Below are 25,277 nucleotides of genomic sequence, written 5' to 3' on the forward strand. Positions count from 1 at the left end.
GGCGGTTACTCCTCCTGGGTTCCCTGGCTCTGCGCCAGTTGTTGGCTTTTGACGACGAGCCTGACGAGTTCCGGCGCTGGCTGGAGGTGGAGCGGCTTTGTGCGCCACGGCAGTCTACAGTTCTGGGCTTCGTCAACGGCTTCCTTGAACAAACGGAGTGCGGCTTCCGCATCGAGAACGATGTCTGACTGAATTTCACCGGGGCGGCCCAGCAGCTCCCACTTCAACGGCTCTTGCGGCCACAGTAAGCATCGGGAACGCAAATCCAGCCCGGCCTCATTGGCGAGGATGGCCGCACACAGGCCCAACGCCGCCAGCACGGTCCGCGCTGCTTCATCTGCCCGGCGGTCATACTGGCCGTTGACCGGGAAGCGCAGCCGGCGCAGGGCCGGCAGCGACAGGACGATGCTCTGTTCGGCGTAGTCAATGGTGACGCCGCCGCCCAAGAATTCACCCTGCTGGTCACGTTCGGAGATGGTTGGGGTGACATTGCCGTGATTGGCTTCTGAAGGGCGTCCGGTACCTGCCTGCTGCCTGTGCCGGGGTGTCGGAGGGTGACCATTGCCGTGATTGGCTTCTGAAGGGCGTCCGGTATCGCCGAGCAGGACAGGCTTGCCCTTGTTGTCCTTGACGGCTTTCCCAGGGTCAAGCGTCCATCCGAGCGGTTCGGTGGGCGGCGTCCGGTACAGCGGCCCGGCCTTGAGCTGGATGCCCAGCGGGTCGATCCGGCTGCTGGTTTTCGCGCCCAGAACGGCGTTGATGCCCACGATCTCGCTCACCATGGCGCGCTCGAATTTGGCGCCAAGGCCGCCTTTGGGGCCGGTGGAATCCCACATGCCAAACAGAAGCGCTGTCGGGCACAGCTCGAACAAAGGCGTGGCATGGTGGGCTGCCGCTTCACGAAGCCGGCGTCCATAAGAGGATTCCTGCTTGACGTTGGACGAACGAAACGGCTTCCCCTGTTCTTGAATCACGACGCTGTCGCGCAGGATGGCATCCACGATGCGGTGTGGGGCCTGCAGGGACGACACCCTGCCGATGGGTTCCAGAAGCCGCATGTCTTCCGGCTGGCCATTGCCGGGGAAGTAGGGCGTGAAATCCACTTCGACCAGGGGAAGGGCAAGGCGGTCGTCATCCACGGCCTGCTGGAGCGCCTCTTCCATGCGGTTGGCCTGGGATTGGACCGAATCCATCAGGACGCAACGTACCGGACGGTCATAATCCGGTATCCGGCGTTCTTCGAGGGCGTAGCGTCCGCCTTTGTAGGTTGGGGGAAAGACCTTGGTGCCAGGGCCGCCAGCCGGTTGGAGACGAAGACGGCAGCGCAGGGCCGTCGCCGTGCGGACGGCCTGCCGGAGTTGCTGAAGTGAAAGTGACATAGCGTTGACCTCGCTGGGTTTGGATTCGGCTGCCGACAGCAGCCAGTCCGATATGGTAGGGACGACAGTGGACAAGAACGGGGCAACGTTCTAACCTGCTCGCCACAGGTTCAAAGCGTCAGCCGCAACGGTTGGGCGTACGCAAAGGCCACGCCCGCCGGGGTCGTGCTGTGCGACAAAAGCTTTCAGGCTGAGGCGGGGAGAAAACCGATACGGGCTGAATCCAAAGGAAAGTGGTCGCTGGCTAACTGTGTTTTGAGCCGACAGCGCCTTCGGTACCGGGCTTGTGGTACTCCGGCGACAGCACCCTTTCCGGTACATTGCCTGACACTGCATCAAGCGGGATGCACCGCAAACGGCACGTCCCTTGCGCCAAGCGTCAGCCATTACAATGAGCGTTCAAGCACTCTCAGACATTACATTTGATGAGCAGGATGCCAATCTCTTTCTCGTTGACGACGCTCAACTGCGGGCGGATGCGCTCAAACACTCAGTTTTGCCGCGCCTGCGCGTGGTGATGAACGTCGCAATTGCCCGCATACGCGAGATTTACGGTATCGAGGCGCTTGAAGATTCCATCGTCAGCGTCTATCCCAACTTCCGGCAGAAGCGTGACCGGGAACTGCTCATCAAGTATGAATCCGTCTTTGTCGGTCTCGGTGGGCAGCGCAAAGCCAAGTGGCCGGGCTTTGCGCGCAAAGATGGAAAACCCGTTCAAATCCTGCCCTTCCGATTTGCTTTTGTGCTTGACCAATATGGCGTTTTCACCGTTTTGGAGAATGCGTGGTTGAAGGGACTTGACACGCGATCTTTTGAAATGCTGCTCCGCTTTCACATTGATAACGAACACAAGGTCAATCCCTTGTGTTTCGCGTCGGGCATGGCACCGGGTATTCCGTACTTGGAAGACTTGCCGCTCCTTGCACCACTCCGTGACGAATATCAACTCCGGTTGAAGCATAAGCTCTATGACAATCATTTCCTCGGTCACACTTATCACTTCCCGGTATCGGGAGACACTCTGGAGCAAATAGTGAATCGCTTCGCTTATTTCTTCCCCGTTTATGATTCATATATCCAGATGGCAAAAGGTTTGCCGATCCGGCTTGATGCACTTGTTGCGAAGCTGTCTGCCTGGCTGGAACGGGAGCTGGAGGAAACTGAGGAACAAACTGAATTGCCAGTGCCGGAAACGCTTGGAGTCCATGCTGCCCGGGCGGCAGAATCGAAAGTCCGCGTCATGCCTGCAATGCGCTGGCAGGTGTTCCAGCGGGATCAATGGAGATGTGTTGCCTGTGGGCGAAGTTCACACGATGGAGCCATACTCCACGTTGACCACATCATTCCCCGCTCACGCGGTGGTCTTGATGCGCTCGAAAACTATCAGACACTCTGTGACATTTGTAACATTGGAAAAAGCAACAAGGATGCCACAGACCTGCGTAACAGGAAGGGCTGACAACCGCTTCAAAAGGGACGCGCCGACAGTCAGTTTCGCCGTCTGTTTCCGCGCCACTTTAGTGGACAGGAACGGGGCAACGTCCTAATCTATCTGCCACAGGTTCAAAACAGCCGCCGCAACGGTTGGGCGTACGCAAAGGCCACGCCCGCCGGGGTCGTGCTGTGCGACAAAAGCTTTCAGGCTGACGCAAGGAGTACAGAAAGCCGTTCATGCTCCCGGTCTCTCCGCAGGCAGACTCCAAACGCGGCAATTTGACGCGCCTGGCCATTGAGCTGCCCCTGCTGCTGGCCTCCGGCTTCAAATCCAAGACCGAACTGGCCAAACACTTCGGCTGTGACAAGAAAACCATCAAGCGGCTCGTAGATGAGCTTTCGTTTCACTACCGGATTACTGAGGAGAAACGGGGGCGGGAGGTGTTTTACGGTTTCGCTGATGGCTACACCTTCCGGCCGCCAGCGCTCAAGCCAGCGGAAGTGGCCGCGCTGTGGTTGGCGCAAAAGGCGGTGCTCATGGATGGCTCCTCGCCCCGCTGGCCGTTGAGTCAGGATGGGCGGTCGCTGCTGGAAAAGCTCCGCGCCACTTTGCCCCCCGCCCTGGCTGCGCATCTCAGTGAGCTGGCCGCCGTTTACGGTACGGCACTCATTCCGGCCAAGGACTACACGCCCCACGTGGAGACGCTGAACCAGGTGCTCACGGCCGCCATCGGGAAGCGGCGCATCGAGGTCGAATACGTCTCACTCAGCAGCCGCCGTCCGAAGACCCGGCGCTATAACCCGTACGGGCTGTATTTCGATCCCAACGGCGGGACGCTCAAGACCTTTGGTTACGACAGCCGCCGGCGCGGCATTGTCACCCTGGCCGTTGACCACATGCGGCGCGTTACCCTGCTTGAGGAGCGGTTCACCCTGCCGCCGGATTTCACCAGCGTGCAGAGCTACCTGGAGCGATACCACTTCAACGGTTTTTTCGGGGAGCCGCTCCGGGTCCGGTTGCGGTTTTTCGGCGTCACCTCACAGGTTTTTCGGGAGCGCCAGCATCACGTCACGCAACGGATTGTAAACTACACACCGGCGACACGCGGCCGGCCGGAGACGGTTGACATCGAAATGACCGTGGCGCGGGGGCGCGGTCTGGAGCGGTTCATTCTGAGCTGGCTCCCGGAAGTCGAGGTTCTGGCGCCCGCCACGCTGCGCCGGCGCATCGAAGCCTGCCGTCTGGGCCGCGCGCGCGTGCTGCCGCCGTCAGCGTACCGCCCCCGCTGGCCAGTTGCGGTCAATGAACGGGCGTGACTGCACGATGTAGAGCTGCCCACGGTAGGTCAGCCACTCAATGTCCTGCTTCCGGCCGCCAAAGAGACGCTCAATCGCCAGCGCCGCCTGCCCCAGCCGGCGGATCAGGTCGGCGGTGAGTACCGGTTGGTCGGGAACGCCGGCCACTTCCCTGACGCCGCCTTTTACGTCAAAGGTCAATATCGTTTCGTCATCCGCCCGGGTGAGAACAAGGGCTGCATCGCTTTGGGGACGGTAGATGATCTGCTCCGGGATGCGCCGGCCTTCAACAACCCGCAGTCCCAGACCCCGTTTGGCGTTGATGTAGATACCCTCGGCGTCGCGCCGGTCAAAGGGATTGGTCGTGATAAGTACACCGGCGCTGTCCGCGTTGATGCCTTCCTGGATGAGGACCGCCGGATAGACGGCCAGATGGTCAATGCGCGCCGCTTCACGGGCTTCAAACGCCTCGAAGTTCCAGATCGAAGCCCAGACGGTCTTGATGGCCGTCATCAAAGCCTCGTCGCCAATGACGTTGGGCACGGTGGTGTACAGCCCGGCGCCGCTGAAGTCGGGCAGGTCTTCGGCGTTGGTCGAGCTGCGGACGAACAGCCCGCGTCCACGGTATTCCCGGTGAACCTTCGCCAGAACAGCGCGGCGCAATGCCCGGTCAAAAGGCGCGGCCACGATGAAGTCCCGCAGCTTCGCCAGCTCAACCTGCCGGGTTTGTGGGTCGTGGTGAAACTGCTCGTCGTTGAGCAGCGCCAGGACGCGCGCCTCGATGCCGTGCCGGTCGGCAAAGGCCTTGTAGTGGGCAAAGGGAATGGTGAAGCCACGCGGCACGATGATGCCGGGCAGACGCGCCTGGGCGACTTCGCCCAGATTGGCGGACTTGGCCCCAAACCGGACGACATCCCGCGCCCGTTGGCGGTGCAGGTCGGTCAACGCGCGCCAGCGCAGGTCAGCGCGTGGGAGGCGCAGTTCCCGGCTGAGTTCGCGTTCGCGTTCCGATTCGGTGATTTGTTCAGCCGGTTCGAGTGTGATGCCGTCATCCGTGACGACGAGCGTGACCCAGCGGTTGACGAGGCTCCGAAAGCGCACGTCGGCATCTTTGACGTAGGCGTTGGGAATGCCCCAGCCCTTGGCCAGCAGATTCAGGTGCGACAACGGCGCGCCCGGCTGCGTCACGAGGATGCCGCGCAGGGGCGTCGTCGAAAGGGGCGTTTCCTTGAAGATCACAATGTCTTCGCGCTCAAAGGGTTGCGCCGGCGGCAACTGCTCCACCAGCCGCAGCACACCCACGGCGCGGCCGGGATTGAGCGCCAGGAACGTCGTTTCCGGCAGTGTGGTCTCCGCCCGAACCCAGGGCAGGTCGGGAAGCTGCGCGGCAATTTCCTCGTGACGGCGGGCGTTGGCCTTGAACGTCAACGGGGCAAAGCCGGTGGCCGTCAGGCGTTGGTGAGCTTCGGCCAGCAACGACGGCGTCAGCAGGTCACCTTCCCAGAACTCGTAGGTGAAACGTTCCAGCCGGGGTTGAAACGTCAGCGTACCGAGCAGGAACCGCCGGCGTTCGTTGGTGTAGTTGTGGCGCAGAAAGACATCGCCGGCATCGAGCGTCAGGTAGGTGGCGCGGGCAAAGTCGCTGTGAAACCGGAACCGGCGCGAGTTGGCGTAATAGACGCGCCCATCCGCGCGGTCAATGACGAACATGACAGCCGGAACGTCCAGCCCTCTGCCCTGGCGGGTCAGACGCGCCAGCCGGTCAAAGTCGGCGCGGGTCAGGCGGTTGACATAATCCGGGGCTGTCGGGTCATCGGCCGGAGCCGCCGCATCCACTGCCGCCGAAGGAACACTTTGCGCGCCGACAACCGACACACAAAACAGCAGTAACGCCAGGCTCCAGGCCAGGTGGCAACGGACAGCCCGGCAGAGGGCGCAAAACGCACGCATCAGATCACGTCTTCGGACGAAACACGGTAACGTGCTCCGGGTTGCCCGTGATGTAAGGTCCACCGATGAGATCAATGCAGTAGGGAATCGCCGGAAACACGGCAGCCAGGCACTCCCGGATGGATTTGGGCTTGCCGGGCAGGTTGACGATGAGACTGCGCCCCCGGATGCCGGCCGTCTGCCGCGAAAGAATTGCCGTCGGGACGTACTGAAGTGACACGGCGCGCATGAGTTCGCCGAAGCCGGGCAGCATTTTGTCGCAGACGGCTGCCGTGGCTTCCGGCGTCACATCGCGCGGGGCGGGACCCGTGCCGCCGGTGGTGACGACCAGGCAGCAGCCGTCTTCGTCTGTGAGCCGCCGGAGTTCGGCCTCGATAAGCGGCTGTTCATCGGGCACAAGGCGCATGAGGGGCGTCCATTCGTTGGCGATGTACTCGCGCAGCACGGCCAGAATGGCCGGGCCGGATTCATCCTGATACACCCCCTGACTGGCGCGGTCAGAAATGGTCAGAATGCCGATGGTGATGGTTGAGAGTGTCATGGCGAGTAGCGAGTGGCGGGTAGTGAGTGGCGAGTGGTGAGTGGCGAGTGGCGAAGTGTAGCGCCACGCCCAACAAACTGGCTTTGATGCCTGAAAAGAATGCTTTACAGTGAGCATCACTATCTGACTCTCTATCGAAAATTCTGATTCAGGATGGCGCTATGTTGAACCGACGACACATGCTTTACCTTGCGTTATGGTTGTTGGCGTTGCCGGGGCTGTCCGGTTCCAGTTTTGCCCAGGAGCCAGCGCCGAATCCACCTTCATTTCCGCCGGTGATGCCCAGCCCGGCCGTGCGGGCCACCCAGGTCTATACAGCGCCAACCGGAGACTACGTGATTGGCCCAGGGGATGTCGTGGACATCAAGGTGTTCAAGCAGCCCGACCTGACGGGGCGCTTCCGGGTGGGCGACAGCGGCAGCGTCGAACTGCTGTTTATTGGCAAACAGCAGTTGGCCGGGCTGACCGAGAGCGAAGCCGCCGATTTGCTGCGGCAGGAGTTGCGGAAGTATCTCCGGCAGCCGGAAGTCAGTGTTACGGTGACGGAATTCAACTCGCGGCTCGTGACCGTGATTGGCGCCGTCCGCACGCCGGGACGGCAGCCGCTGCGGCGCGCCATGCGCCTGCTCGATGTCATTGCCTTGGCAGGGGGGCTTGCCGAAGACTCCAGCCGCTTTGTCAATGTCATCCGCTACGTGTCAAAACCGGCGGAAGAAGCCCAGCCGGCACTGGGAGCCGCACCGACACCGGAGCCAGATGAGGATGTGCCACCGGATGTCGAAATTCTTTCCATCAACATTGATGACATCATCGCCGGCAATGCCAAAAACAACCTTCTGTTACAGCCGGGGGACATCATTTCCGTACCACGAGCCGATGTCGTCTATCTGGCCGGGAATGTGCGCAAGCCCGGTCCCATTACGGCACGCAACCCGATTACTGTCACGCAGGCGATTGCTATGGCCAGCGGGCTGGCCGACGGAGCCAAACGCAATGACATTCGCCTCTACCGGACGGTTCCCGGCAAGCTGGAGCGTGAAGAAATCAAGATCAGCCTCGCCGCGATTCAGTCCGGGAAACAGAAAGACCTGGTGTTGCAGGCTAACGACGTGCTTTACGTGCCCCATTCCGAACTGTGGTCGGCTGGAACAACCCTGATGCGCAGCCTGCCTACACTTGTCACTTCAGCACTCATTCCCCTTCTGACGACCGCCATCATCCGGTAATCCGGGTTTCCGTAGGCGGGTTCCCGGCAGCCTGCGGCCATGCGCAACATCCACAACACCACCAACTTTCGGGCGCTCGACCCGGAGCTGATGCAGGACCTGCTGCGGGCGCAGGAGCAGGACACACCCGCACCGGGAAGCTGGCAGGTGTTGCGGCATCGCGCACTGGCGTGGCTGCTGGGAGCGGCCCTGCTGTCGAATGTCGGGACCTGGATGCAGAACACCGCCCAGGCGTGGTTCATCTATGAAACCACGCGCAGCGCCTGGTATCTGGGGCTGAATGCCTTTCTGATGTTGTCGCCGCTGTTTTTGCTGACCTTTCCCGGCGGCATGGCGGTGGATCGGTTCGAGCGGCGGCGGGTTTTTCTGCTGGCTTCCCTGTTGCAAATCCTCTGCACAGCCTGGGGGACGCTGCTGTTTGTGACCGGACAGCCAAAGGTCTGGTGGTTGCTGGCACTGTCGTTTGGAACCGGCATTGGGCAGGCCTTTGCCAATGTGGCCTATGTCTCCCTGCTGCCACGGTTGGTACCCACCCGCGAAGTGCCCCAGGCGACGGCACTTAACTCGCTCCAGCTCAGTGTGGCGCGCATGGTTGGCCCGCTGGCGGCAGGCGGAGTTCTGCTGATGTTGGGGCCGGCCGCCTGCTACGCCGCCAACTGTCTGTCCTTTGTGCTGCTACTGGTAGTGGCCGGGCGTGTGCCGGAGCACCCGCCAGAAGCCCTGGCGATGGATGCCTTTGCCAGGATTACCCGTCCGCTGCGGCCGCTGGCCGAACTCAGCCTGTGGCAGGCGCTGGCCCAGGAAGCCCGGCAGGTGCGCCACTATCTGAAGCGGCGTCCGGGGCTCGTCGAAGTCTATGTCCTGTGCTTTGTGGCCACGTTCTTCGGAGGTTGTGTGCCGGTGCTGCTGCCCAGTCACGTACGGGAAGCCTGGAATGGCCCGGCGTGGCTCTACACCGTGCTGCTTGGGCTTTACGGACTGGGAACAGTGCTTGGCTCGCTCTACATTGCACAGCGTCCGAAACCGGTCGGCGGCGGACGGCGGGCACTCTTTCTGACGGGTGCGACGGGCACCGCACTGTGCATCTTTGCCCTGATGCCCTCGCCACACACCGGGGCGCTGGCCATCGTGGCTACTGGCGGAACGCTGATTGCCCTGCTGAGCCAACTGACGGCGCTCGTCCAGTTTGGTCTGGTGGATGAAGTGCGCGGGCGTGTGATGAGCCTCTTTCTGGTGACGTTCCAAGGAGGATACGCCTTGGGAGGACTGGCAGCGGGTGCCATCGCCAGCCGCCTTTCCACAACGATAACCATCCTGGCGTGTGGGGCCGCAGTGGGCGTCGCGGCGCTGGGCGGCTGGTGGCTGGATTCGCATCTCGGCAAAACCTAGCCGAAGTCCAACCGGGCCCGGTGGTGCCTTTCAGTCGTGGCACCCTACAGCTACAGCGCGCTCAGGTGCGCCTCAATCTGACAGCGGATGCGGTAGTAGTCTTCGAGCAGGCGATTGACACTCACCACAAAGGGAATCTGGGCAGCGGCGGCTTCCTCGATACGGGCTTCGAGCGCCGCCGCTTCCGGTGTGTTGGGAGCGGTTTTTTCTTCCAGCGCCATCAGCTCATAGACGTTCTCCCCGCGAGGATGGTGGTGGTAGCAGTGCGTCACGAAAGCCAGGGTCAAACCATCAGCGATCTGGCGCAGCAGGTCAGCATCCACCACGGCAAAATCGGAGAACAGAAACGAATCGGAAGGAACGCCAAGGGCGCGGGCCAACTCGTGGATACGGTTGACAAGCGATTCGTCAAGCGTGGCTGGCGGGGAGGTCCCAACGTCCGTCATGGCTGATTGGTGTCAATCATAAGCTTTTCAGACATGGCAAAGAGCAGCTTTTGCCGGGCGCTCACTCCATTGCGACGGGACGATTGCCAAAGAGCAACGGCCTGCGCATACTGCTCCTGCACCTGTGGTGGCGTACCTTCCTGACTGAGTTGTTCACCCAGAGCCCGAATTTGGCGCAGCGCCCGTTCCTGCTCCTGACGGGCATGGATGAGACGCCGCATCTGCGTTGCCAGATAGGCTTCGAGTTCAGCCGGTGATTGTGGGGCGACAGCGGATTCGTACACCTCGTCGGCATACTGAGGCAACCCGTTCGCCTGGCTGGATTGTCCGGAGCGTTTTCCTTTGAGGCTTTTGGCAACATTGCCATTCTGGTTGTTGCCGTGATTACCACCTCGGCGTGATCTGCGGTGCTGCTTCATCGGCACAATGCCCTTCGTGTCGAATGTGGTGGGGGCGGCTGTGCGGCGGACATCTCATCAAAGACTTGACGCACAGCTTGGCAGCTTGCTTCAAGTTCAACTCCGGTAAGGATTTACCGGAACTGAACGGGAAGCTCGGCATGCCGATTGTAACGGTTCCAGATTGCCTGTCAACTCACCGCCTGGCGGGTGGATGAAGCCAGGCCGGGCAATTCAAACGTTTGTTTGGAGAACGGTCTTGATGCCGCTCGTGACCTGATCCACGACCTTGCTCAGAATTTCGATGTTCTGAGTCAGTTGGTACATGCGTGCCTGCAAGCCGAGCAACTCTCCCTGCGACAGTTCCCGGTCGGAATTGAGTATCGTCTCAATCTGCATCCACTGATTTTCGACCTGTGAGAACCGCGCCAGCAGGTCTGGGGAGCGCCGGTCGGGAGCCATGCCGTGGATACCATCCCGCAGAGCAGAAATCCGCAGCCGCGCCTGGTCAAAGGAAATTCCAAAGTCGTTGGCGTTTGGGTTGGCTAAGCGTTGCATCAGGTCAGCACGGAGTTGCTCCAAGGTCAGGCCCGACGTACCGCTTCCCTGGTGGAGCACATCGGTCGGTTGCCCGGCTGTCTGCTGCATAATGGATTCAAAGGATTTGCCGCCAGTCGCGGGTGACTGTGCTCCGTGGGGATGGTTGGAAGTGCCCGGCGTGGGAACGCCGGGCGCAATGCCACCAATTTGTCCGCTCATAGATGTCTGTCCTTTCCTGCACCGCCAGTGCGATGCGGTTGTTCCTAGCCAACCGTGACCAAAACGTACTGGAACCGCTGCTGGTTGCCAAGCGAATCCCAGAAGCGGTTGAACTCACTCTGGGGCATGGTCTGGCATCCGGCTGAGTAGGTGTTGGTCGTGCCGCCACGGTGGAAGTACATCGTCTGTCCCTCAAAGCTGTTCCGGTTGCGATCGCGCTCGTCGAAGACACCGTCGTGGTTGGTGTCGCGCACGACCGGGCGGCTTGTCGTGGGCATCAGGATGTTGTTCCCGTCGGGTTGGGTCGGGCCGAAGTTGGGGCCGACATTGGCGCGCATGTACTCGTGCGTGCCATCCACCAGCCGGCCCAGGTCAAGCCGGCCATCCCGGTTGCTGTCCACGCCCATCGGGCGCCGTGTCCGTCCTGACCAGCCATCTTCGTACTGGCTGCTCGGTTCCGTGTTGGCGCGCAGTTCCGTCACCTGGAACTGACCGTTGGGCAGCTTGCGCAGGGTCACGATGCGGTCGTCATAGACGCCCTGCCCACCATTGGCGCGGGTGTTGGTCTCCACGCGCAGCCCCAGAATCACGACCCGTCCGGCGGCCAGATCGGCCTTGGCCTGAGCGGAGCCGTGGCGCTCGATGTAGTTGGCATACAGGGCGAACTTCTGGGCTGTGGTCATCCCTTCCGTGCGTGGCAATCCCCGGCCAGGAGGCACAGGCGAGCCGGAGGTCGGCGGGGTGGACGGGGCTGGTGTCGGCGCTGGCCGACTGCCATTCGTGCTGCCGCTGCCGGGAATCACAATGCGCTGGCCCGGATAGATGAGGTTGGGGTTGGTGATGCTGGGATTGGCGCGCTGAAGCGCCGCGACGGTCGTCCCGTACTGCTGGGCAATACCGGAGAGCGTGTCGCCGACCCGAACCCGGTGCTCCCGCGTGCCGGCCGCCGGCGGTGCCGAGGGCGCAGGTGCCGGGGTTGGCGCTGCCGGAGGCAGTGCCGGTGTGGCGTTGCCATTCCGCGCAATGGCGTCAAAGCGCGTCAGATTGTACTCGCGCATGAGACTGTGGAGCAGTTTGGTGTAGTTCGGGTCGGTGGCGTATCCGGCCTTGTGAATCTCCGCCGCAAAACGGAAGGCGTCGTTGGTGTGCCGCATAGCGGTGGCATAGCGTGGATTGCGGATGAAGAACTGGGCATGGTCGGCGAAGGACTCGGCGGCGGAGTTGTACTTGCGGAACTGGGCGTTGACATAGACCTCGCGGCCGTTGAAGACCTCGCGCGTCCGCATCGTGACGGACCCGGCGGGGCCCGTGCCCTTGATGCCGAAGTAGTTATTGGCTTGGCGGGTCAACTCCGAACGTCCCCAGCCGCTTTCGAGAATGGCCTGAGCAATCGTCACTGACGCTGGCACACCGGTTGTCCGCTGGCTGCGGATGGCATCGGCTGCAATCGAATCAATGAAAGCGTTGCCGGTGCGTGGAATCGTGCCAACCGGGGCGGTGGTGTCCACCCGGGGCGGCGCAGGCGTGGTCGGTTGGGAGGGCGCGGGCGTCGGGCGTGAGGGCGCCGGACCGGGCTGGGCCGGGCTGGGCTGAGACGGATTGGGGCGCGCCGGAGCCGGAGTTGCCACCTGGCGGCCCGGCAGGTTGATGACCTGTCCGGGATAGATGAGGTTGGGATTCTGAATCTGCGTATTGGCCTTGATGAGCCGCGCCAGATCAATGCCGTTGCGGGCGGCAATTTCGGAAAGCGTATCGCCCCGGCGCACGACATACTGGCTGCCAGCCTGACTGCCGGCCTGGTTCGGCGCACTTGTGTTACGGGTCGTTGGAATCGTCAGCGTCTGTCCGGCGTAAATGAGGTTCGGATTTCTGATCTGGCGGTTGGCCTGCAGGAGCGCATCCACTGTCGTCCCATAACGCTGTGCAATGCCCGACAGGGTTTCCCCGCGCCGGATCAGGTGTTGGGTGCCGGTGGTTGGAGTCTGTGAAGAAGTCGCCGGTGTCCGTGTAACCCCGTTGATCCGTGCCATCGCGTTCAAGTCTCCCATCCATCGTGGTGTGCCGACACTGTCGGTCCTCACTTCCGTTATCGGTTGGCAGCGTCCGATGTTGCGTCAGGGCAGCATGTTTTTGAGCCGGCCAGTTGCCGGCGAAATGTCTGCCCTGCCTGCTCAAAGTGTGCGCCACACGGAAGCCGCGCCGGTCAGGCTTCGGTGAGAACCACCAACCGCCGCAGGGCCAGGGCAAAGGGGCCAGCCTGCTTGCCAGCAATCATCAGGCCCACGGTCGTCGTGGCTTCCGTCCGCAGGGGCGGAGCCGGAACAGGGCGGCCACGAAACGTCGGCACAAAGTCAGTCGCGGCAAACCGGCAGGTCTGCCACGTGTTGGGCGCAGGCGTGAAGGTGGCCTGATAGGCCAGTCCGTCAAAATTGGCATCGGTGCGTACCACGAACCTGTAGGTTTTCCCGTCGCCCCTGACCTCGATGACAAACACCGCCTGGGGCGGCAGGCGCTGCGCGAGAGGAGCTGAGCGCACGGAAGCAAAGCCACCATTGTTGGCCAGAGACACCACACCTTCAAAGACGGCAAAGCCGTGGTTCGTCGGACGCAACTGCCCGGACGAACAGCCGCCCATGACCTGATCGCCAATGGCGTACCAGGCGGTGGCGGCCGTCGGGTCTGCAAAGTCGAACACCACCATTATCAGGAAGCTGGCACCAGCGGTTTGAAGGTGTTGTCGCTGGGACGAAACAGGATGTCGTGGCGCTTGCCCTGCGCATCCTTGCATGAGACGTTGTTTTTCTGGTCGCGGAACAGCTCGAAGAAGACCGTCACCAAGGCTTCCAGTCCGGTGAAGCCAGCAGGAGCCGGTGCTTCGATGTATATCCACGTCATATCCACCCGCTGCTCCATGCCGACCCACGCCATCCGCACCGGTGTGCCATCGGTACAGCGCAGTTTGAACCGTTCCCGCACATAAGCGCTGGCCAGCTCGGCGACATCCGGCGTCCGGTCGAGTTCAATGCGCCGCCGCGCCTGGCGGCTCAGGGCGTTTTCCAGATCATCACTGAAAACGCGCAGGGAAATCTCCAGCGAGCCGGTTTCCGCGTTGAACTCGATGGTCGTAAAACTGGCGTGAAATTTGTGCGCCGCCGCTGGCGCACCCAGGCCCGTCCCGGAAGCCAGCCACAAAGCCATCGTCAGAAATGCTCGTCGTGAGGTCATGATGTTTCCTGTCCCATTCCCGTCTGTAAAAACCGGCGGCCCGTTGTCGCCCGGTCAACAGTATGTTATTTCCCCTTTTCCAGACCTCTGTCCAGACGCAACTGCCGAGACTGACCGGCCGCGCCGGTTCATCCAGTGAGGCACACCGATGACCATTCCGCTTTCTGCCCTTGATGCTCCGCGTCCACCCCGGGCTGGTGAGGACTTGGATGCAGAGGCGCTGTTGGCCTGCCTGCAACCGCATCTCCCGGAACTTGCCCCGCCGCTCATCATCGAGCAGTTTCCGGCCGGGCACTCCAATCTGACCTACGCCCTGCGGAGCGGCGACCGGGAATACGTGCTGCGGCGTCCGCCCTTCGGCGCGGAACATATCCGGGCGGGACACGACATGCACCGCGAGTTTCGGGTGCTGTCGGGCCTGCACCGGGTCTATCCGCGCGTGCCACAGCCGCTGTGCTACATCCCGGCGGAAAGTTCGCCGTTAGGCGTGCCGTTTTACGTCATGACGCGCGTGCGGGGCATCATTCTGCGCACCAGGGTCCCGGAAGGCATCACGCTCGATGCCGAAACCATGCGCCGGCTTTCGACAAACTTCATTGACCATCTTGCCGAGCTGCATGCCGTGGATGTCGAAGCCGCCGGATTGCGCGATCTTTACCGGGGAGCCGGGTACGTCCGCCGTCAGGTCGAGGGCTGGGTCAAGCGGTATCGCGCTGCCCAGACCGATGACGTGCCGGCCATGGAACGGGTCATTGCCTGGGTGACGGCGCGCATTCCCGAAGACAGCGCCGCCACGCTCATTCACAACGATTACAAGTACGACAACGTCGTTCTCGACCCGGACGATCTGACCCGGATTCGCGCCGTGCTGGACTGGGAAATGGCTACGGTGGGCGATCCGCTGACGGACGTGGCCACAGCACTTGCCTACTGGGTGGAGCGGGATGATCCGCCGGAAGTCCACGCCATGAGTTTCGGGCTGACGGCGCTGCCCGGCAACCTGACCCGCGCCGAACTGCTGGCCCGCTACGCCGAAACCAGCCGCCGGGATGTCCGTGAAATGCGCTGGCACGAAGCCTTTGCGCTGTTCAAGGTGGCGGTCATCGTGCAGCAAATCTACTTCCGGTATGTGAAAGGCTTCACGCACGACGAGCGTTTTGCCCGCATGGGGGCTATGGCCCGCCTGTTTGCCGAACTGGCCCAACGCGCCATGGGATGACCGGTGGTAGGGGCGAACCGCCGTTCGCCCTGCACCATTATTCCTTTGAAGGCTTGCGGCGGGTGGCGACCCACGTGCCGGCGTAGCCCGAAATGTCGAACTCACCCTTCATCGTGTCGCCTTCGAGTTTGCCTTTGAACTCGAATTCCATGCCCTGGTAGTTGCCGGTCAACGTCACCTGCCCGTCGTCGTCCACAGTGATACCCGTGATGGACACGCCAATCTGGTCTTTGGACTCACAGATGAGTTTGCCTTGCTCGTCGCGCATGACCTTCAGCTCAACGGGAAAAATCCCCGCGCCGGTCACGGTGATTTCCATGTCATATTCGCCTTCGACGGCCGGAGCCTTCTTCGGTTCATCGGGCCCGTAGGCTGTGGCGGCCACGGGCAGCAGTCCAAGGACGACCCACAGGCAGAGTCCGTATCGCAGCCAGGCGTATCGCAGCCAGAGGTTTCGCATTGGATGGGAACACTCCTTTCGGATAACAAGTGTTTGACACGAGCCGTTTGAAGATGGGGTGCAGATTAGCACAGCCCGCCAGCGCAGCGCGTACGTCTTGGCACGGACGTTTCCTGGGACGCGCGCAACATGGCTGTACATCGAACGATAACCAAGGATAGGGCGCACTGTGCGTGAGCGCCGGAAACGTTGCAAAGCCCCCGCGTCGGCAGCGGTAAAGGGCAGACGGGGTTTTGAGTTTGGCTTGACGGGGAAGTGCCATGGCAAACGAGCAAAACATTCAGCGTACTGACTTGGCGCGGATACGGCCGGATGCCTTTCTGCGGCAACCGGCCGCTGCCACCCGTGCCACCGGCAAAACGGCCTTTGAAACCCGCCTGGAACAGGCTCTGGGCAACGACCCGGAGACGCAGCGCCGGACCCGTGAAGAACTCAAGACCATTGTCCTGGCGGTGCAGGCCGGCTTTACCGATCCGTGGCAGTTGACAGACCTGATCTTTCAGGCGCGCCATCCAGAGCTGATTGGCGCTGACCTGTCGCAGTCGCCGGAACTGCTCGATGAATGGAACGACATCAGCGCCCGGCTCGTGCAGCCTATGCTCAATGACCTGGCCGCCCTTCAGTCATCGGCTGCGCCGGGCCAGGCGCCAGGGGGACCCGACCGGCACTTCGTTGCGCCATCGTCTGACGATGCCGCGCCGCGTGGAGTGGGCAAAGACAAAATGGCCGCAGCCAGTGCGCTTGATCCCCTCATCGAGCAGGCCGTGGCCCTGTGTCCGGGATTGCCGCCACGGTTGCTCAAGAGTTTGCTCGTGCAGGAGTCGGGGCTGCGCACCGATGTCGTCAACCAGTATGGCTACGCCGGTATTGCCCAGATTGGCCGCCGTGAAGCCCGCGAACTGGGGTTGTCCGTAGGCGTTCCGGGAACGGAAAGCGACGAGCGGCTCAATCCGAGCCTGGCCATTCCGGCCGCTGCGCGGTTGCTGCACGTCAAGGCGCAGCGCCTGACGGAAATGGCCTTTTCGCGCTACGGCACGCCGCAGGGGGATGAGTACTGGAAGTTCGTCATGGGTGCGTACAACGGTGGAGAAGGAACGATTACCGTGGCGATGGGGCATGCCTACCGGGATGGCCTTGCCCGCGCCCGCGAGGAAGGGCTGACCGGGCCGGAAGCCGTCGCGTTTGCCCGCGAATGGGCCACCAAGTGGGAACATCTGGCGCTTGGGGGCGAAACTGCGCCCTTGGCGTTGGCCGCTGCGCGCTACTTTCCTAAACTGGCTGCCCAGAAGTTTGTCGAAATCCGCAACTACCCAGAACAGATCGTCGCTCGGGCCGCGCGCCGCCGTACCGCCGCCGGGTGACGTGAGGTCACTCCCGTACGGTGGCGCGAAACGGCATGAGCGGAACGCAGCCATCTCCCAATGTCCAGCGGGATGCGCTCATCGAGCAGCATCTGCACTACGTGCGGACGATTGCCTACGACATTGTGCGGAAGTTGCCGCCCACCGTCGAACTCGACGACCTGATTGCCTACGGCAACCTGGGACTGGTGCGCGCCGCTGAGAAATACAATCCGGCGCGGGGTGTGTCGTTTGTGACCTTTGCCCACTACTACATCAAGGGTGCCATCTGGGATGAAGTGCGCAAAATGGCCAACTTTGCCCGGGTGGATGGCGGGCGCGTGCGTGCCGAAGCCAATGCGACGGATTTTCTCCACAGTCTGGCCGAAGAGGAGTCCGGGCGTCCGTCCCATGGCACGACCCTCGACGACGACATTGCCGACGCGCAGGCGCAGCTTGAAAGTCTCATCCCGATTTACCTGCTGTCGCTCGATCACGAGGAACTCACGATTGCCGACGACCGGAGCCTGGATTTTGCCAGCGCCCTGGAACGGGATGACCTCATCGGCCGGATGATGCGCCTTGTGGCGCAACTGCCTGATGAAGACCGCGCCACCATCAAGGCTCTGTATTTCAAGGGGCGGAGCGCGGCGGATTACGCCGCTGAACTGGGGCTGTCACGGTCGTGGGGATCGCGCCTGCATGCGCGCGCCATCAGGCGCCTGCGCGAAGCCATGCAGCGCGAGGGGCTGCTCAGGCCGGACGAAGCCGGCTAGTTGCGGCTTCATCGGTTTGGGCTGGAGCGGCAGCCTGCCGGCCAGCGGGAAACTCAACTGTTACGGGCACCAACGTCACCACTACCTCCCCCACGCTTCGGGGCTGAAGTTTGGCGTCTGGTAAGTGATCCGCCCAGAGCAATAAGGATACCGGCGGGAAGGTGCAGTTTCAGCGGCAGGGCTGGCCGTGCCGTCCAGACTGCCGTTGTCGGCGTCCGGGTTTGCAACCAGCCGGGGCGTCCGGCCGGGAACAAGCCGGTCGGGGAGGTACCTGAGCATTTGGCTAGGCTGCCTGATTCACCTGTGCCTGTGCGGCAGCCTGCCGGACAGCATCCACAGCGCGCTCGCCGGTAGCGAGCAGGCTTTTCGCAATTTCACCCATCCACGTGCCGCCCACCCGCACTTTCAGCCCCATCGTCGGAAGCTTCGTCAGATAGACCGCACGCCGCATCGCCGCGCCAAGTGTGCCGCCGATGCACATCCCAAAGGCATCCGCGCCAGCTTCTCCGATACCCAGGGTGAGCATTTCACCCAGCCCGATGTAGATGTAGGGCAGCTTCACCCAGCCTTCGATGTCGGCGCGAATGTTCCAGGCAGCGATTTCTGACTGCCGGACGGCAACCTGAGCCGTGGCCGGCAATCCCTGCCCATCGTCGGTCGGAAAATGCGTGGCATCCCCCAGTGCATAGACGCCCCGCTGGCCCGGAACTTCAAGCTGCTGGGTGACCCGAATCCGCCCGTGCGCATCCTTCTCAACGGGAAGGGCCGTCAGAAGCGGATGCATCTCGATGCCGCCAGTCCAGGTGACAGTGGCCGCCGCCACCTGCTTGAGCGTGCCCTGCTTGTCGCAGCGGATTTCGACGCCTTCCGGGGTGACTTTGGTCACGCCCCAGTCCAGAACCAGGTTGACCCGCCGCCGCCGCAGCGCGTCGAGGGCAATTGGCTCCAGACGGTGGGCCACACCCCGCAGAATCCGCTCGTTGCGGTCAATGAGGTGGATTTCCATTTCCTGGCGGTCGAGTCCGTACGCCCGGGACTGCGCATCAAGGTAATCGGCCAGCTTGCAGCTTACTTCGACGCCGCAGGTGCCAGCGCCAACCACCAGAAAGTTCAACAGCGCCTTGCGCACCTTGGGATCAGTGGTCTGCCTGGCGCGGTCGAGCGTGTGGGCCAGGTGCTTCTGATAGGCCTGGACGTGTGCCAGGTCATAGAACGGCTGCGAGTATTTGTCAGCGCCCGGCACCTGCCGGAAATTGGGGCGTCCCCCCAGCGCCAGCACGAGATAGTCATACCGGTGCGTCGTATCGCCAACCTGTACCTGGCGTTTTTCAAGGTCAATCCGCTCAATGACGCCCTGCACAAACCGCACCGGCCGGTTGCCGAGGATGTCGCGGTACAAGGGGGCAATCTCCCACACCTCGACTTCGCCGGTGAGAATTTCGTAGGCCATCGGCGTGAACAGGAAACGGTCGTTGCGATCGACGAGCGTAATGCGCACGGGGCGCGTCCAGGGATAGTTCGACAACTGGAAGGCGGTGTTGAGGCCGGCAAAGCCACCGCCCAGAACCAGAATGTCAACCGGCGATGAGGTTGTATGCGGGGCAGTCATCAGTGGTGAACGTCCGTGTCAGAGAAGTTGGCGGGAGGACAGACGCATCCTATCCCACACCGGCGTTACTTGAGAATGAAAAAACGACACGGGTGTGTCACCCGTACAACGTTGCTTCCTAGCCGGCTTCCGATTCGACCGTCCGTGTGATCTGGGTCATCAGCACGGCGTTGTCGAGAGTCTGCTGCCCGGAAAACGTGAACGTCACCCGTGGCGACTGCAAAAGATGTGTGAGCGCCTCGGGGCCCGTGAGCCGACAGTTCCCGTTGGCCGCTTCGGTTTCCGCTGCCGTCAGGTTGCCCTGCTCGAACACAGCCCGCCCAACCTCGCCCTGGGGGAAAATAACCGTCAGCAGTCCGCTCAGCGCCTGGCTGCGAATGACGTGAAGCGCCTGCTCGAAGGAAAACTGCCCCAGGTGGTTGGGGTTGACTTCGAGGGCTTCATCCACGAGCGGGGAACGGCGATTGGTCAGCAGGCGGTTGACCCGATAGACCAGCTCATCGAGACTGAACGGCTTGCCCAGAAAATCATTGGCCCCGGCAGACAGCCCCTGAAGGCGGGTCTCGATGTCCTAGTAGGCGCTGAGGAAAAGGAACGGTATGGCGGCTGTCCGCGGGTCGCTGCGGACGAGGCGGCACAGCTCGATGCCATCCATGTGCGGCATTCTGATGTCACAGACCACCAACTCAAAGGTCGCGGTGCCAAGCTGCTCAAGGGCATCACGCCCGTCTGCGGCCAGTGCAACCTGGTGTCCTTGTTTCTGCAGGGCCTCTCCAATGGACTGACGAATCAATGGCTCGTCGTCAACCACCAGGATTCGGGCTGAAGACAATGAAGACGTCTCGGCCGGCGACACATAGGGCAGGGTCATAAACGGCATCCTTACTGGATGTGATGTGCGTTTTCTAACACATTCCGGTTTCCCCTGACCAGCCGGAACCTTTTGCTTGACTTGCCGTGGGTGTGGCGCGCACAGTGCACCATATCCACGTTCCATCAGCCGGTCTCCCACCAGCTTCGGACGCCACATGCTCAAACCGTGTTGAACATGGGCAGCGCCTTGCGAAAAGCCACCGTGCAGGGGCATTCAGCTTCCGCCCATCCCCTGCGAAGTTATGTCCGGCGTCGGTCTGAACGCCGTTGCCTATGGTGCGCCCTGCTTGGCTTCTGGCTGTATCTTTCGGGAGGATGGGCACAGCCGCAATCCCTTCCCCATCCGGGAAAAACACCGTCGCCGTCAACTGCCGCAACGCCATTCAGCATTGCCCAGCCGGCGCTGCAAATCTACACCGACCAGCAGGGGCTGCCCCAGAACTCCATCCGGGCGTTGGTACGTGACCAGCAGGGCCGACTCTGGGCTGCAACACAGGATGGTGCGGCCTATTTCGACGGCCGCCTCTGGACGCCGGTTGCTGTGCCACGCGCCTTGGGTTCCAACTTCGTGACGGCGCTGGCCGTGACCGGGGAAAGCGTCTGGTTGGGCACGCCCAACGGACTCTGTCGCTACGATGCGCTGGCGCATCCGTCCCAGCCATGGCGGACATTTTCTCTCGGCAGTGAACGCGCCAACAACATCACTGCGCTGCTGGCCATACCGGACGACAGGGCAGGAGGGCTGTGGATTGGCACGCATGACGGCCTGTTTCGCTTCCGGGATGAGCGGTGGGAGCGCCCGCCAGCGGCCCTGCCGCTCCAGGGCTGTGTGGTGCAGTGCTTGAGCGTAACCGACAAACCTGTGCCCTGCCTGTGGGTGGGGACGCAGGACCGCGGTCTCTGGCGGCAGGTGCTGGGCACCGAGCAGTGGGAACCATTGACAACCGCGGATGGCCTGCCGGCGAACAACATCACCTGCCTGTCCCGACGGCTGGCACCCGACAGCGTTTGGGTTGGCACCGTACGCGGCGCGGCGCTGGTGGTCGGCCGGCAGGTGCAGGCGTTGTCAGGAGTACCGGCGGAACTTGCGACGCTGTCCATTAACGCCATGCTGGAAGTCGAGGGCCCGGATGGCAGCCCCCTTGTGTGGATCGGCACGAATCAGGGACTGTACGCCCAAGCCGGCGGCCAGTGGCGGCGCTACGCAACAGCCCAGGGGCTGTCGAGTGACCTCGTGCGTTCCCTGTTCATCAGTCAACCCCGCAGTGGCGGGATTTGGATCGGACAGGGCGGCGGCGGTGGCGTGACCTACCTGCACCACGGTGCCTGGTGGTCGCTGTCAAAGGCGCAGGGGTTGCCTTCCAACATGGCCTGGTGTGCCGAAGTCTGGGACGCCGCCGATGGTACGGAAATTCTCTGGGCCGGAACGCTGGCCGGATTGGCCAAGTGGGAGCGTGGCACATGGGCAACCATTGGCCCTGAACAGGGCTTCCCGGCCGACAACGTCCGCACGCTGCTGACAACCGGGCAGCCGGGCCGGCGGGTGCTGTGGATTGGCACGGCCACGGCCGGTTTGTGGCAACTTGCAGAGAACAGACGCCCCTTGCGCGCTTCGCGTGTTGAATTCGTCCCGGCGGATGCCCACATTCATGTCCTGTGTCCGTCACGCGCTGCAACGACACCGGCGCGGCTGTATGTGGGAACCAACCGGGGGTTGCTGGCCCTGCGCCCCGATACGGGCGAAAGCGAGTCGTTGGGTCTCGAAAATGAAGCCGTGTACACGGTGGCAGAAGTGTCCGGCCCGGATGGGGAAGTGCAGCTCTGGGCCGGCCTCGACCAAGGCATTGCCTGTCGGACGGCGGCCGGGTGGAAGCGTTTTGAGCTTGGGCTGAGCGGGCAGCCGATGGTCAATGCCCTGCACGTGACCCGCGACGCCACCGGTCACACCCGGCTGTGGTGTGGTTTGCAGGGCGGGGGTCTGGTTTGTCTCGAACCGGGCGACCCCCCGCGCATCCTTGAACATCTCAACACCCGGACCACGCCGGCACTGCCCAACGATGTGGTGTATCACCTGTTCGAGGATGATCACCGCCGGTTGTGGGCGACGACCAACCGGGGGGTTGTGTGTCTGGCGCTGGACAGGGCGCAGGAAGGTCAGGAGCGTGTGCTGAAAACCTTCACCGTGGAAGACGGTCTGCCCAGCAATGAGTGCAACTTCGGGCGCGCCGGCTGTGATGACCGGGGTCGGGCCTGGGTGGGGACGGTGCGTGGCCTGGCCATTCTCAACACACATATCTTTCCTGCCGAAGAGACACCGGGAAAACTGCTGGTGCACATCGCCACTGCGGAGGATACCCTGTTGTCCCCGTCGCCCGGGCTGGCTTTCCCGCATACGCTGCGCGACCTTTCGTTTCACTTTGTCCTGCCCGTGCTGCGGCGTGGGCAGGAGGTGATGTACCGCACGCAGCTTGCCCCTTACGATGCCGAACCGACCCCCTGGACAGGACGCACCCGGCGCGACTGCTCAAATCTGCCGCCAGGGAACTACACGCTCACGGTCTGGGCGCGGGATGCCACGGGGCAGATGGTCAGGCCCGTCACCCTGTCGTTTTCCATTCAGGCGGCACCGTGGCGTCAGCCTTGGGCCTACGTGCTCTATGCCTTGGCGCTGTTTGGCTTTGGCTATGCCCTGTATGACCTGCGGGTACGCCAAATCCGACGCCATCAGGAACTGCGCATTGCGGCGCTGCGGCAGTTGCTCGACAGCACGCGCGTCATCAACTCGACTCTGGATGTGGGGGAAGTCCTGCGCAAGATTGCCTCGGAGAGCGCGCTGCTGGTACGGGGTGAGCCGGGCGGGATTGGCCTAATGGAGGGCGATACGCTGGTCTTTCGCCACGTCTGGAATGGAAAAGCCTGGGAAGATTGTGAAGTCCCCTTTCCGCTGGGCAAGGGGGTTGCCGGGAGTGTGGCGGCGACAGGGAAGCCACGGATTGTCAATGATGTCCGCACCTGCCCTGACCTGGCGCATCCTGACCTCATTGAGGTGTATGGGGTGCACGGCATCATGGACGTGCCTATCCGCAATCGCAGCGGCGCGACGATTGGCGTCCTTGACATTCGGCGTCCACTTGGACGGGAGCCTTTCACTGAGCAGGACTGCGACCTCATCGAAGGGCTGACCCATCAGGCGGCCGTAGCTATCGAGAATGCCACCATCAACCGCCAGCTCCGGGAAGCAGCCGAGCGGGCCGAGCGTCTCTACCGCCGTGAACAGGAAGTCGTGGCGCGGATGCAGGAACTCGATGTCATGAAAAACAACTTCCTGGCCGTGACCTCGCACGAGATGCGCACCCCGCTGACGGTCATCAAGGGCTTTCTCGAAGCCATGGCATTTGGCGCGTTTGACCCGCCTACTGAACGCCAGCAGATGGCTCTCGCCACCTGCCTGAAGACCACCGACCGGCTGGCGCGGATTGTCGAGGACATCTTCGAGGTACTCAAGATTCAGGAAGGCTACATTGGTCTCCAGCGCGAGCCTGTCATCGTCGAGTCATTGCTGCGCGAGATTCTGGAGGAGGTCAGCGTCTTTACGTCCAGGCGCCGGCAGCAGGTGCTGTTCGTCGCCAGTGGCAACACCCAGATTGAAGGCGATGCCCACAAACTCAACCTGTCGTTTCTCAACGTCATTCAAAACGCCATCAAGTTCACCCCGGATGGCGGCGAGATTGCTGTAACCGTGACGGGCGGGGAAACATTCGTCACCGTTGAAATTGCCGACAACGGAATCGGCATTGATGCCGCCGATTTGCCTCACATCTTTGAGCGGTTCTACACCGGCCGGGATACGTCACGGCATTCGTCCGGGCGGTTTGAGTTCAACACACGCGGCACAGGTCTCGGCCTCACCATTGCCAAAAGCTACATTGACGCGCATGGCGGTTGTATTGAAGCCACGTCGGAGGGGCCGGGCCGGGGCAGTCGCTTCACCATCACGCTGCCGCGCGTCCAGCCCCAGGAGGCTGAATCGCGCATCACGATGGCGATTGCCAGGATTGAATGAACGCCGGCAGCGCCGCCGGGAGGCAGCGCCTGTCCGGCAGAACCTGCCCGTAGAAGGTTTCCCCCATGTGCGGACGCTACACACTGACCACACCCCAGGAAGCTTTGATGACGCGCTTTGGTCTGACGACCGCCCAGGTTGCGGTGCGCCCGCGATACAACATTGCGCCGACGCAGCCAGTGGCCGTCGTGTTTGACGACGCGCCAACCACACTCTCCAGCGCGCGCTGGGGGTTGCTCCCGGCCTGGCAAAAGGACACCTCCGGGCCGCCGCTCATCAATGCCCGCGCCGAGACCCTGCGCACAAAACCTTCCTTCCGGGAAAGTTTCCGGCGGCGGCGCTGCTGGGTGCTCTGTGACGGTTTCTACGAATGGCGCAAGAACCAGGACGGCACACGGACACCGTTCCGGGCCGTCCTCAAAGACGGCGAGCCCTTTGCGCTGGCCGGCCTGTGGGATGAGCGTCCAGCCCCTGACGGCGGTGTGCTGCGTTCCTGCACGGTAGTGACGACCCAGGCTAACCCTCTGCTGGCCACTGTCCACGAGCGCATGCCGGTCATCCTGTTGCCGGAAGAGGAGAGAATCTGGTTGGAAGCCAACGACCTCGACCGCCTCGAACGGCTGCTGCGCCCCTATCCGGCTGAAGCCATGCGGCTCTATCCGGTATCGCGCGCGGTCAATGTCGTGACCAACGATGACGCATCCCTGATTGCGCCGGTGATGCCGGAACCGCATCAGACCGGGCTGTTCTGAATGTAACCAGTGAGTGAACCGCGGCTGCCGGCTTCGGGTGGATGAGTTCTTTCAGGTAAGGCGAAGGCGGTTGACGCGCGCAAAGTGACCCGCCACGATAGTTGCCATCTGCCTGCGTCGGTCCGGCCCATTCCGGGTCGTG

General features: G+C 62.4%; 22 protein-coding genes. 9 read left to right on the top strand and 13 right to left on the bottom strand.

All coding sequences use genetic code 11. The annotated features are described in order from the left end of the window. Positions 1-5: 5 nt before the first annotated feature. A complete protein-coding gene (gene cas7u / locus J8C01_RS14970; protein ID WP_211432950.1) occupies positions 6-1,379 on the bottom strand; it encodes a type I-G CRISPR-associated RAMP protein Csb1/Cas7g in 1,374 nt (457 codons plus the stop codon). A 391-nt stretch (positions 1,380-1,770) separates the two neighbouring features. Here cas7u and J8C01_RS14975 point away from each other — a divergent pair, with 391 nt between their 5' ends. Continuing rightward, complete coding sequence (locus J8C01_RS14975; RefSeq protein WP_211432951.1) at positions 1,771-2,838, top strand: HNH endonuclease; 1,068 nt, start codon at positions 1,771-1,773, stop codon at positions 2,836-2,838. 212 nt (positions 2,839-3,050) lie between these two features. Further along, positions 3,051-4,130 carry a helix-turn-helix transcriptional regulator gene (locus tag J8C01_RS14980; RefSeq protein WP_211432952.1) on the top strand — a complete coding sequence of 360 codons (1,080 nt, stop codon included), beginning with the start codon at positions 3,051-3,053 and terminating at the stop codon, positions 4,128-4,130. Here the strand turns inward: J8C01_RS14980 and J8C01_RS14985 are convergent. Together J8C01_RS14985 and mog are read right to left on the bottom strand one after the other, a co-directional pair. Next, positions 4,083-6,059 carry a PEP/pyruvate-binding domain-containing protein gene (locus J8C01_RS14985; protein WP_211432953.1) on the bottom strand — a complete coding sequence of 659 codons (1,977 nt, stop codon included), beginning with the start codon at positions 6,057-6,059 and terminating at the stop codon, positions 4,083-4,085. The genes J8C01_RS14980 and J8C01_RS14985 overlap by 48 nt on opposite strands. A 4-nt stretch (positions 6,060-6,063) precedes the next feature. Continuing rightward, positions 6,064-6,600: a molybdopterin adenylyltransferase gene (gene mog, locus J8C01_RS14990; RefSeq protein ID WP_211432954.1), complete on the bottom strand. Its 537-nt coding sequence runs from the start codon at positions 6,598-6,600 to the stop codon at positions 6,064-6,066. A gap of 161 nt (positions 6,601-6,761) precedes the next feature. Here mog and J8C01_RS14995 point away from each other — a divergent pair, with 161 nt between their 5' ends. Both J8C01_RS14995 and J8C01_RS15000 read left to right on the top strand, forming a co-directional pair. Next, positions 6,762-7,826, top strand: a complete 1,065-nt coding sequence (locus J8C01_RS14995; protein ID WP_211432955.1) for a polysaccharide biosynthesis/export family protein — start codon at positions 6,762-6,764, stop codon at positions 7,824-7,826. 39 nt (positions 7,827-7,865) lie between these two features. After that, positions 7,866-9,215 carry an MFS transporter gene (locus J8C01_RS15000; RefSeq protein ID WP_211432956.1) on the top strand — a complete coding sequence of 450 codons (1,350 nt, stop codon included), beginning with the start codon at positions 7,866-7,868 and terminating at the stop codon, positions 9,213-9,215. Positions 9,216-9,265: 50 nt separating this feature from the next. On the opposite strand, the gene J8C01_RS15005 is transcribed toward J8C01_RS15000, so the two are convergent. From J8C01_RS15005 to J8C01_RS15030, 6 genes are all read right to left on the bottom strand, one after another. Next, positions 9,266-9,661, bottom strand: coding sequence for a hypothetical protein (locus J8C01_RS15005; protein ID WP_014101540.1), 396 nt, complete (start codon positions 9,659-9,661; stop codon positions 9,266-9,268). Continuing rightward, entirely contained in the window at positions 9,658-9,966 is a 309-nt protein-coding gene (locus J8C01_RS15010) for a hypothetical protein (RefSeq protein ID WP_211432957.1), read from the bottom strand. Before J8C01_RS15010 ends, J8C01_RS15005 begins: the two co-directional genes overlap by 4 nt. 327 nt (positions 9,967-10,293) lie before the next feature. Continuing rightward, positions 10,294-10,818 (bottom strand): hypothetical protein, encoded by a 525-nt coding sequence (locus J8C01_RS15015; RefSeq protein WP_014101538.1) that lies wholly within the window; start codon positions 10,816-10,818, stop codon positions 10,294-10,296. A gap of 44 nt (positions 10,819-10,862) precedes the next feature. Then, positions 10,863-12,848, bottom strand: a complete 1,986-nt coding sequence (locus J8C01_RS15020) for a LysM peptidoglycan-binding domain-containing protein (protein WP_211432958.1) — start codon at positions 12,846-12,848, stop codon at positions 10,863-10,865. Positions 12,849-13,021: 173 nt separating this feature from the next. Then, a complete protein-coding gene (locus J8C01_RS15025; RefSeq protein ID WP_211432959.1) occupies positions 13,022-13,519 on the bottom strand; it encodes a CIA30 family protein in 498 nt (165 codons plus the stop codon). A gap of 2 nt (positions 13,520-13,521) precedes the next feature. Beyond that, positions 13,522-14,043: a DUF6702 family protein gene (locus J8C01_RS15030; RefSeq protein WP_148264140.1), complete on the bottom strand. Its 522-nt coding sequence runs from the start codon at positions 14,041-14,043 to the stop codon at positions 13,522-13,524. Positions 14,044-14,191: 148 nt separating this feature from the next. On the opposite strand from J8C01_RS15030, the gene J8C01_RS15035 reads away from it, so the two are divergent. Continuing rightward, positions 14,192-15,262 (top strand): phosphotransferase family protein, encoded by a 1,071-nt coding sequence (locus J8C01_RS15035; protein WP_211432960.1) that lies wholly within the window; start codon positions 14,192-14,194, stop codon positions 15,260-15,262. 37 nt (positions 15,263-15,299) lie between these two features. On the opposite strand, the gene J8C01_RS15040 is transcribed toward J8C01_RS15035, so the two are convergent. Further along, entirely contained in the window at positions 15,300-15,722 is a 423-nt protein-coding gene (locus J8C01_RS15040) for a hypothetical protein (protein WP_014101533.1), read from the bottom strand. Positions 15,723-15,982: 260 nt separating this feature from the next. Between J8C01_RS15040 and J8C01_RS15045 the strand changes: the two genes are divergently transcribed. Next, complete coding sequence (locus tag J8C01_RS15045; RefSeq protein ID WP_211432961.1) at positions 15,983-17,083, top strand: transglycosylase SLT domain-containing protein; 1,101 nt, start codon at positions 15,983-15,985, stop codon at positions 17,081-17,083. Between the two features lie 35 nt (positions 17,084-17,118). Beyond that, the gene (locus J8C01_RS15050) at positions 17,119-17,838 is read left to right on the top strand and encodes a sigma-70 family RNA polymerase sigma factor (RefSeq protein WP_211432962.1); all 720 of its coding nucleotides are present in this window, start codon (positions 17,119-17,121) and stop codon (positions 17,836-17,838) included. A gap of 283 nt (positions 17,839-18,121) precedes the next feature. On the opposite strand, the gene J8C01_RS15055 is transcribed toward J8C01_RS15050, so the two are convergent. The 3 genes from J8C01_RS15055 to J8C01_RS15685 all read right to left on the bottom strand — a co-directional run bounded on the left by J8C01_RS15055 (position 18,122) and on the right by J8C01_RS15685 (position 20,534). Next, positions 18,122-19,447 carry an NAD(P)/FAD-dependent oxidoreductase gene (locus J8C01_RS15055; RefSeq protein WP_211432963.1) on the bottom strand — a complete coding sequence of 442 codons (1,326 nt, stop codon included), beginning with the start codon at positions 19,445-19,447 and terminating at the stop codon, positions 18,122-18,124. 118 nt (positions 19,448-19,565) lie between these two features. Further along, complete coding sequence (locus J8C01_RS15060) at positions 19,566-19,895, bottom strand: DUF4388 domain-containing protein (protein WP_211432964.1); 330 nt, start codon at positions 19,893-19,895, stop codon at positions 19,566-19,568. A gap of 123 nt (positions 19,896-20,018) precedes the next feature. Then, positions 20,019-20,534: a response regulator gene (locus J8C01_RS15685; RefSeq protein WP_371821111.1), complete on the bottom strand. Its 516-nt coding sequence runs from the start codon at positions 20,532-20,534 to the stop codon at positions 20,019-20,021. Between J8C01_RS15685 and J8C01_RS15070 the strand changes: the two genes are divergently transcribed. Together J8C01_RS15070 and J8C01_RS15075 are read left to right on the top strand one after the other, a co-directional pair. After that, positions 20,508-24,383, top strand: a complete 3,876-nt coding sequence (locus J8C01_RS15070) for an ATP-binding protein (protein ID WP_211432966.1) — start codon at positions 20,508-20,510, stop codon at positions 24,381-24,383. The genes J8C01_RS15685 and J8C01_RS15070 overlap by 27 nt on opposite strands. A gap of 65 nt (positions 24,384-24,448) precedes the next feature. After that, on the top strand, positions 24,449-25,135 hold the full coding sequence (locus J8C01_RS15075; RefSeq protein ID WP_211432967.1) for an SOS response-associated peptidase: 687 nt from the start codon (positions 24,449-24,451) through the stop codon (positions 25,133-25,135). Positions 25,136-25,277 lie beyond the last annotated feature (142 nt).

This window comes from Chloracidobacterium sp. D, from assembly GCF_018304685.1.
GTDB lineage: Bacteria > Acidobacteriota > Blastocatellia > Chloracidobacteriales > Chloracidobacteriaceae > Chloracidobacterium > Chloracidobacterium thermophilum.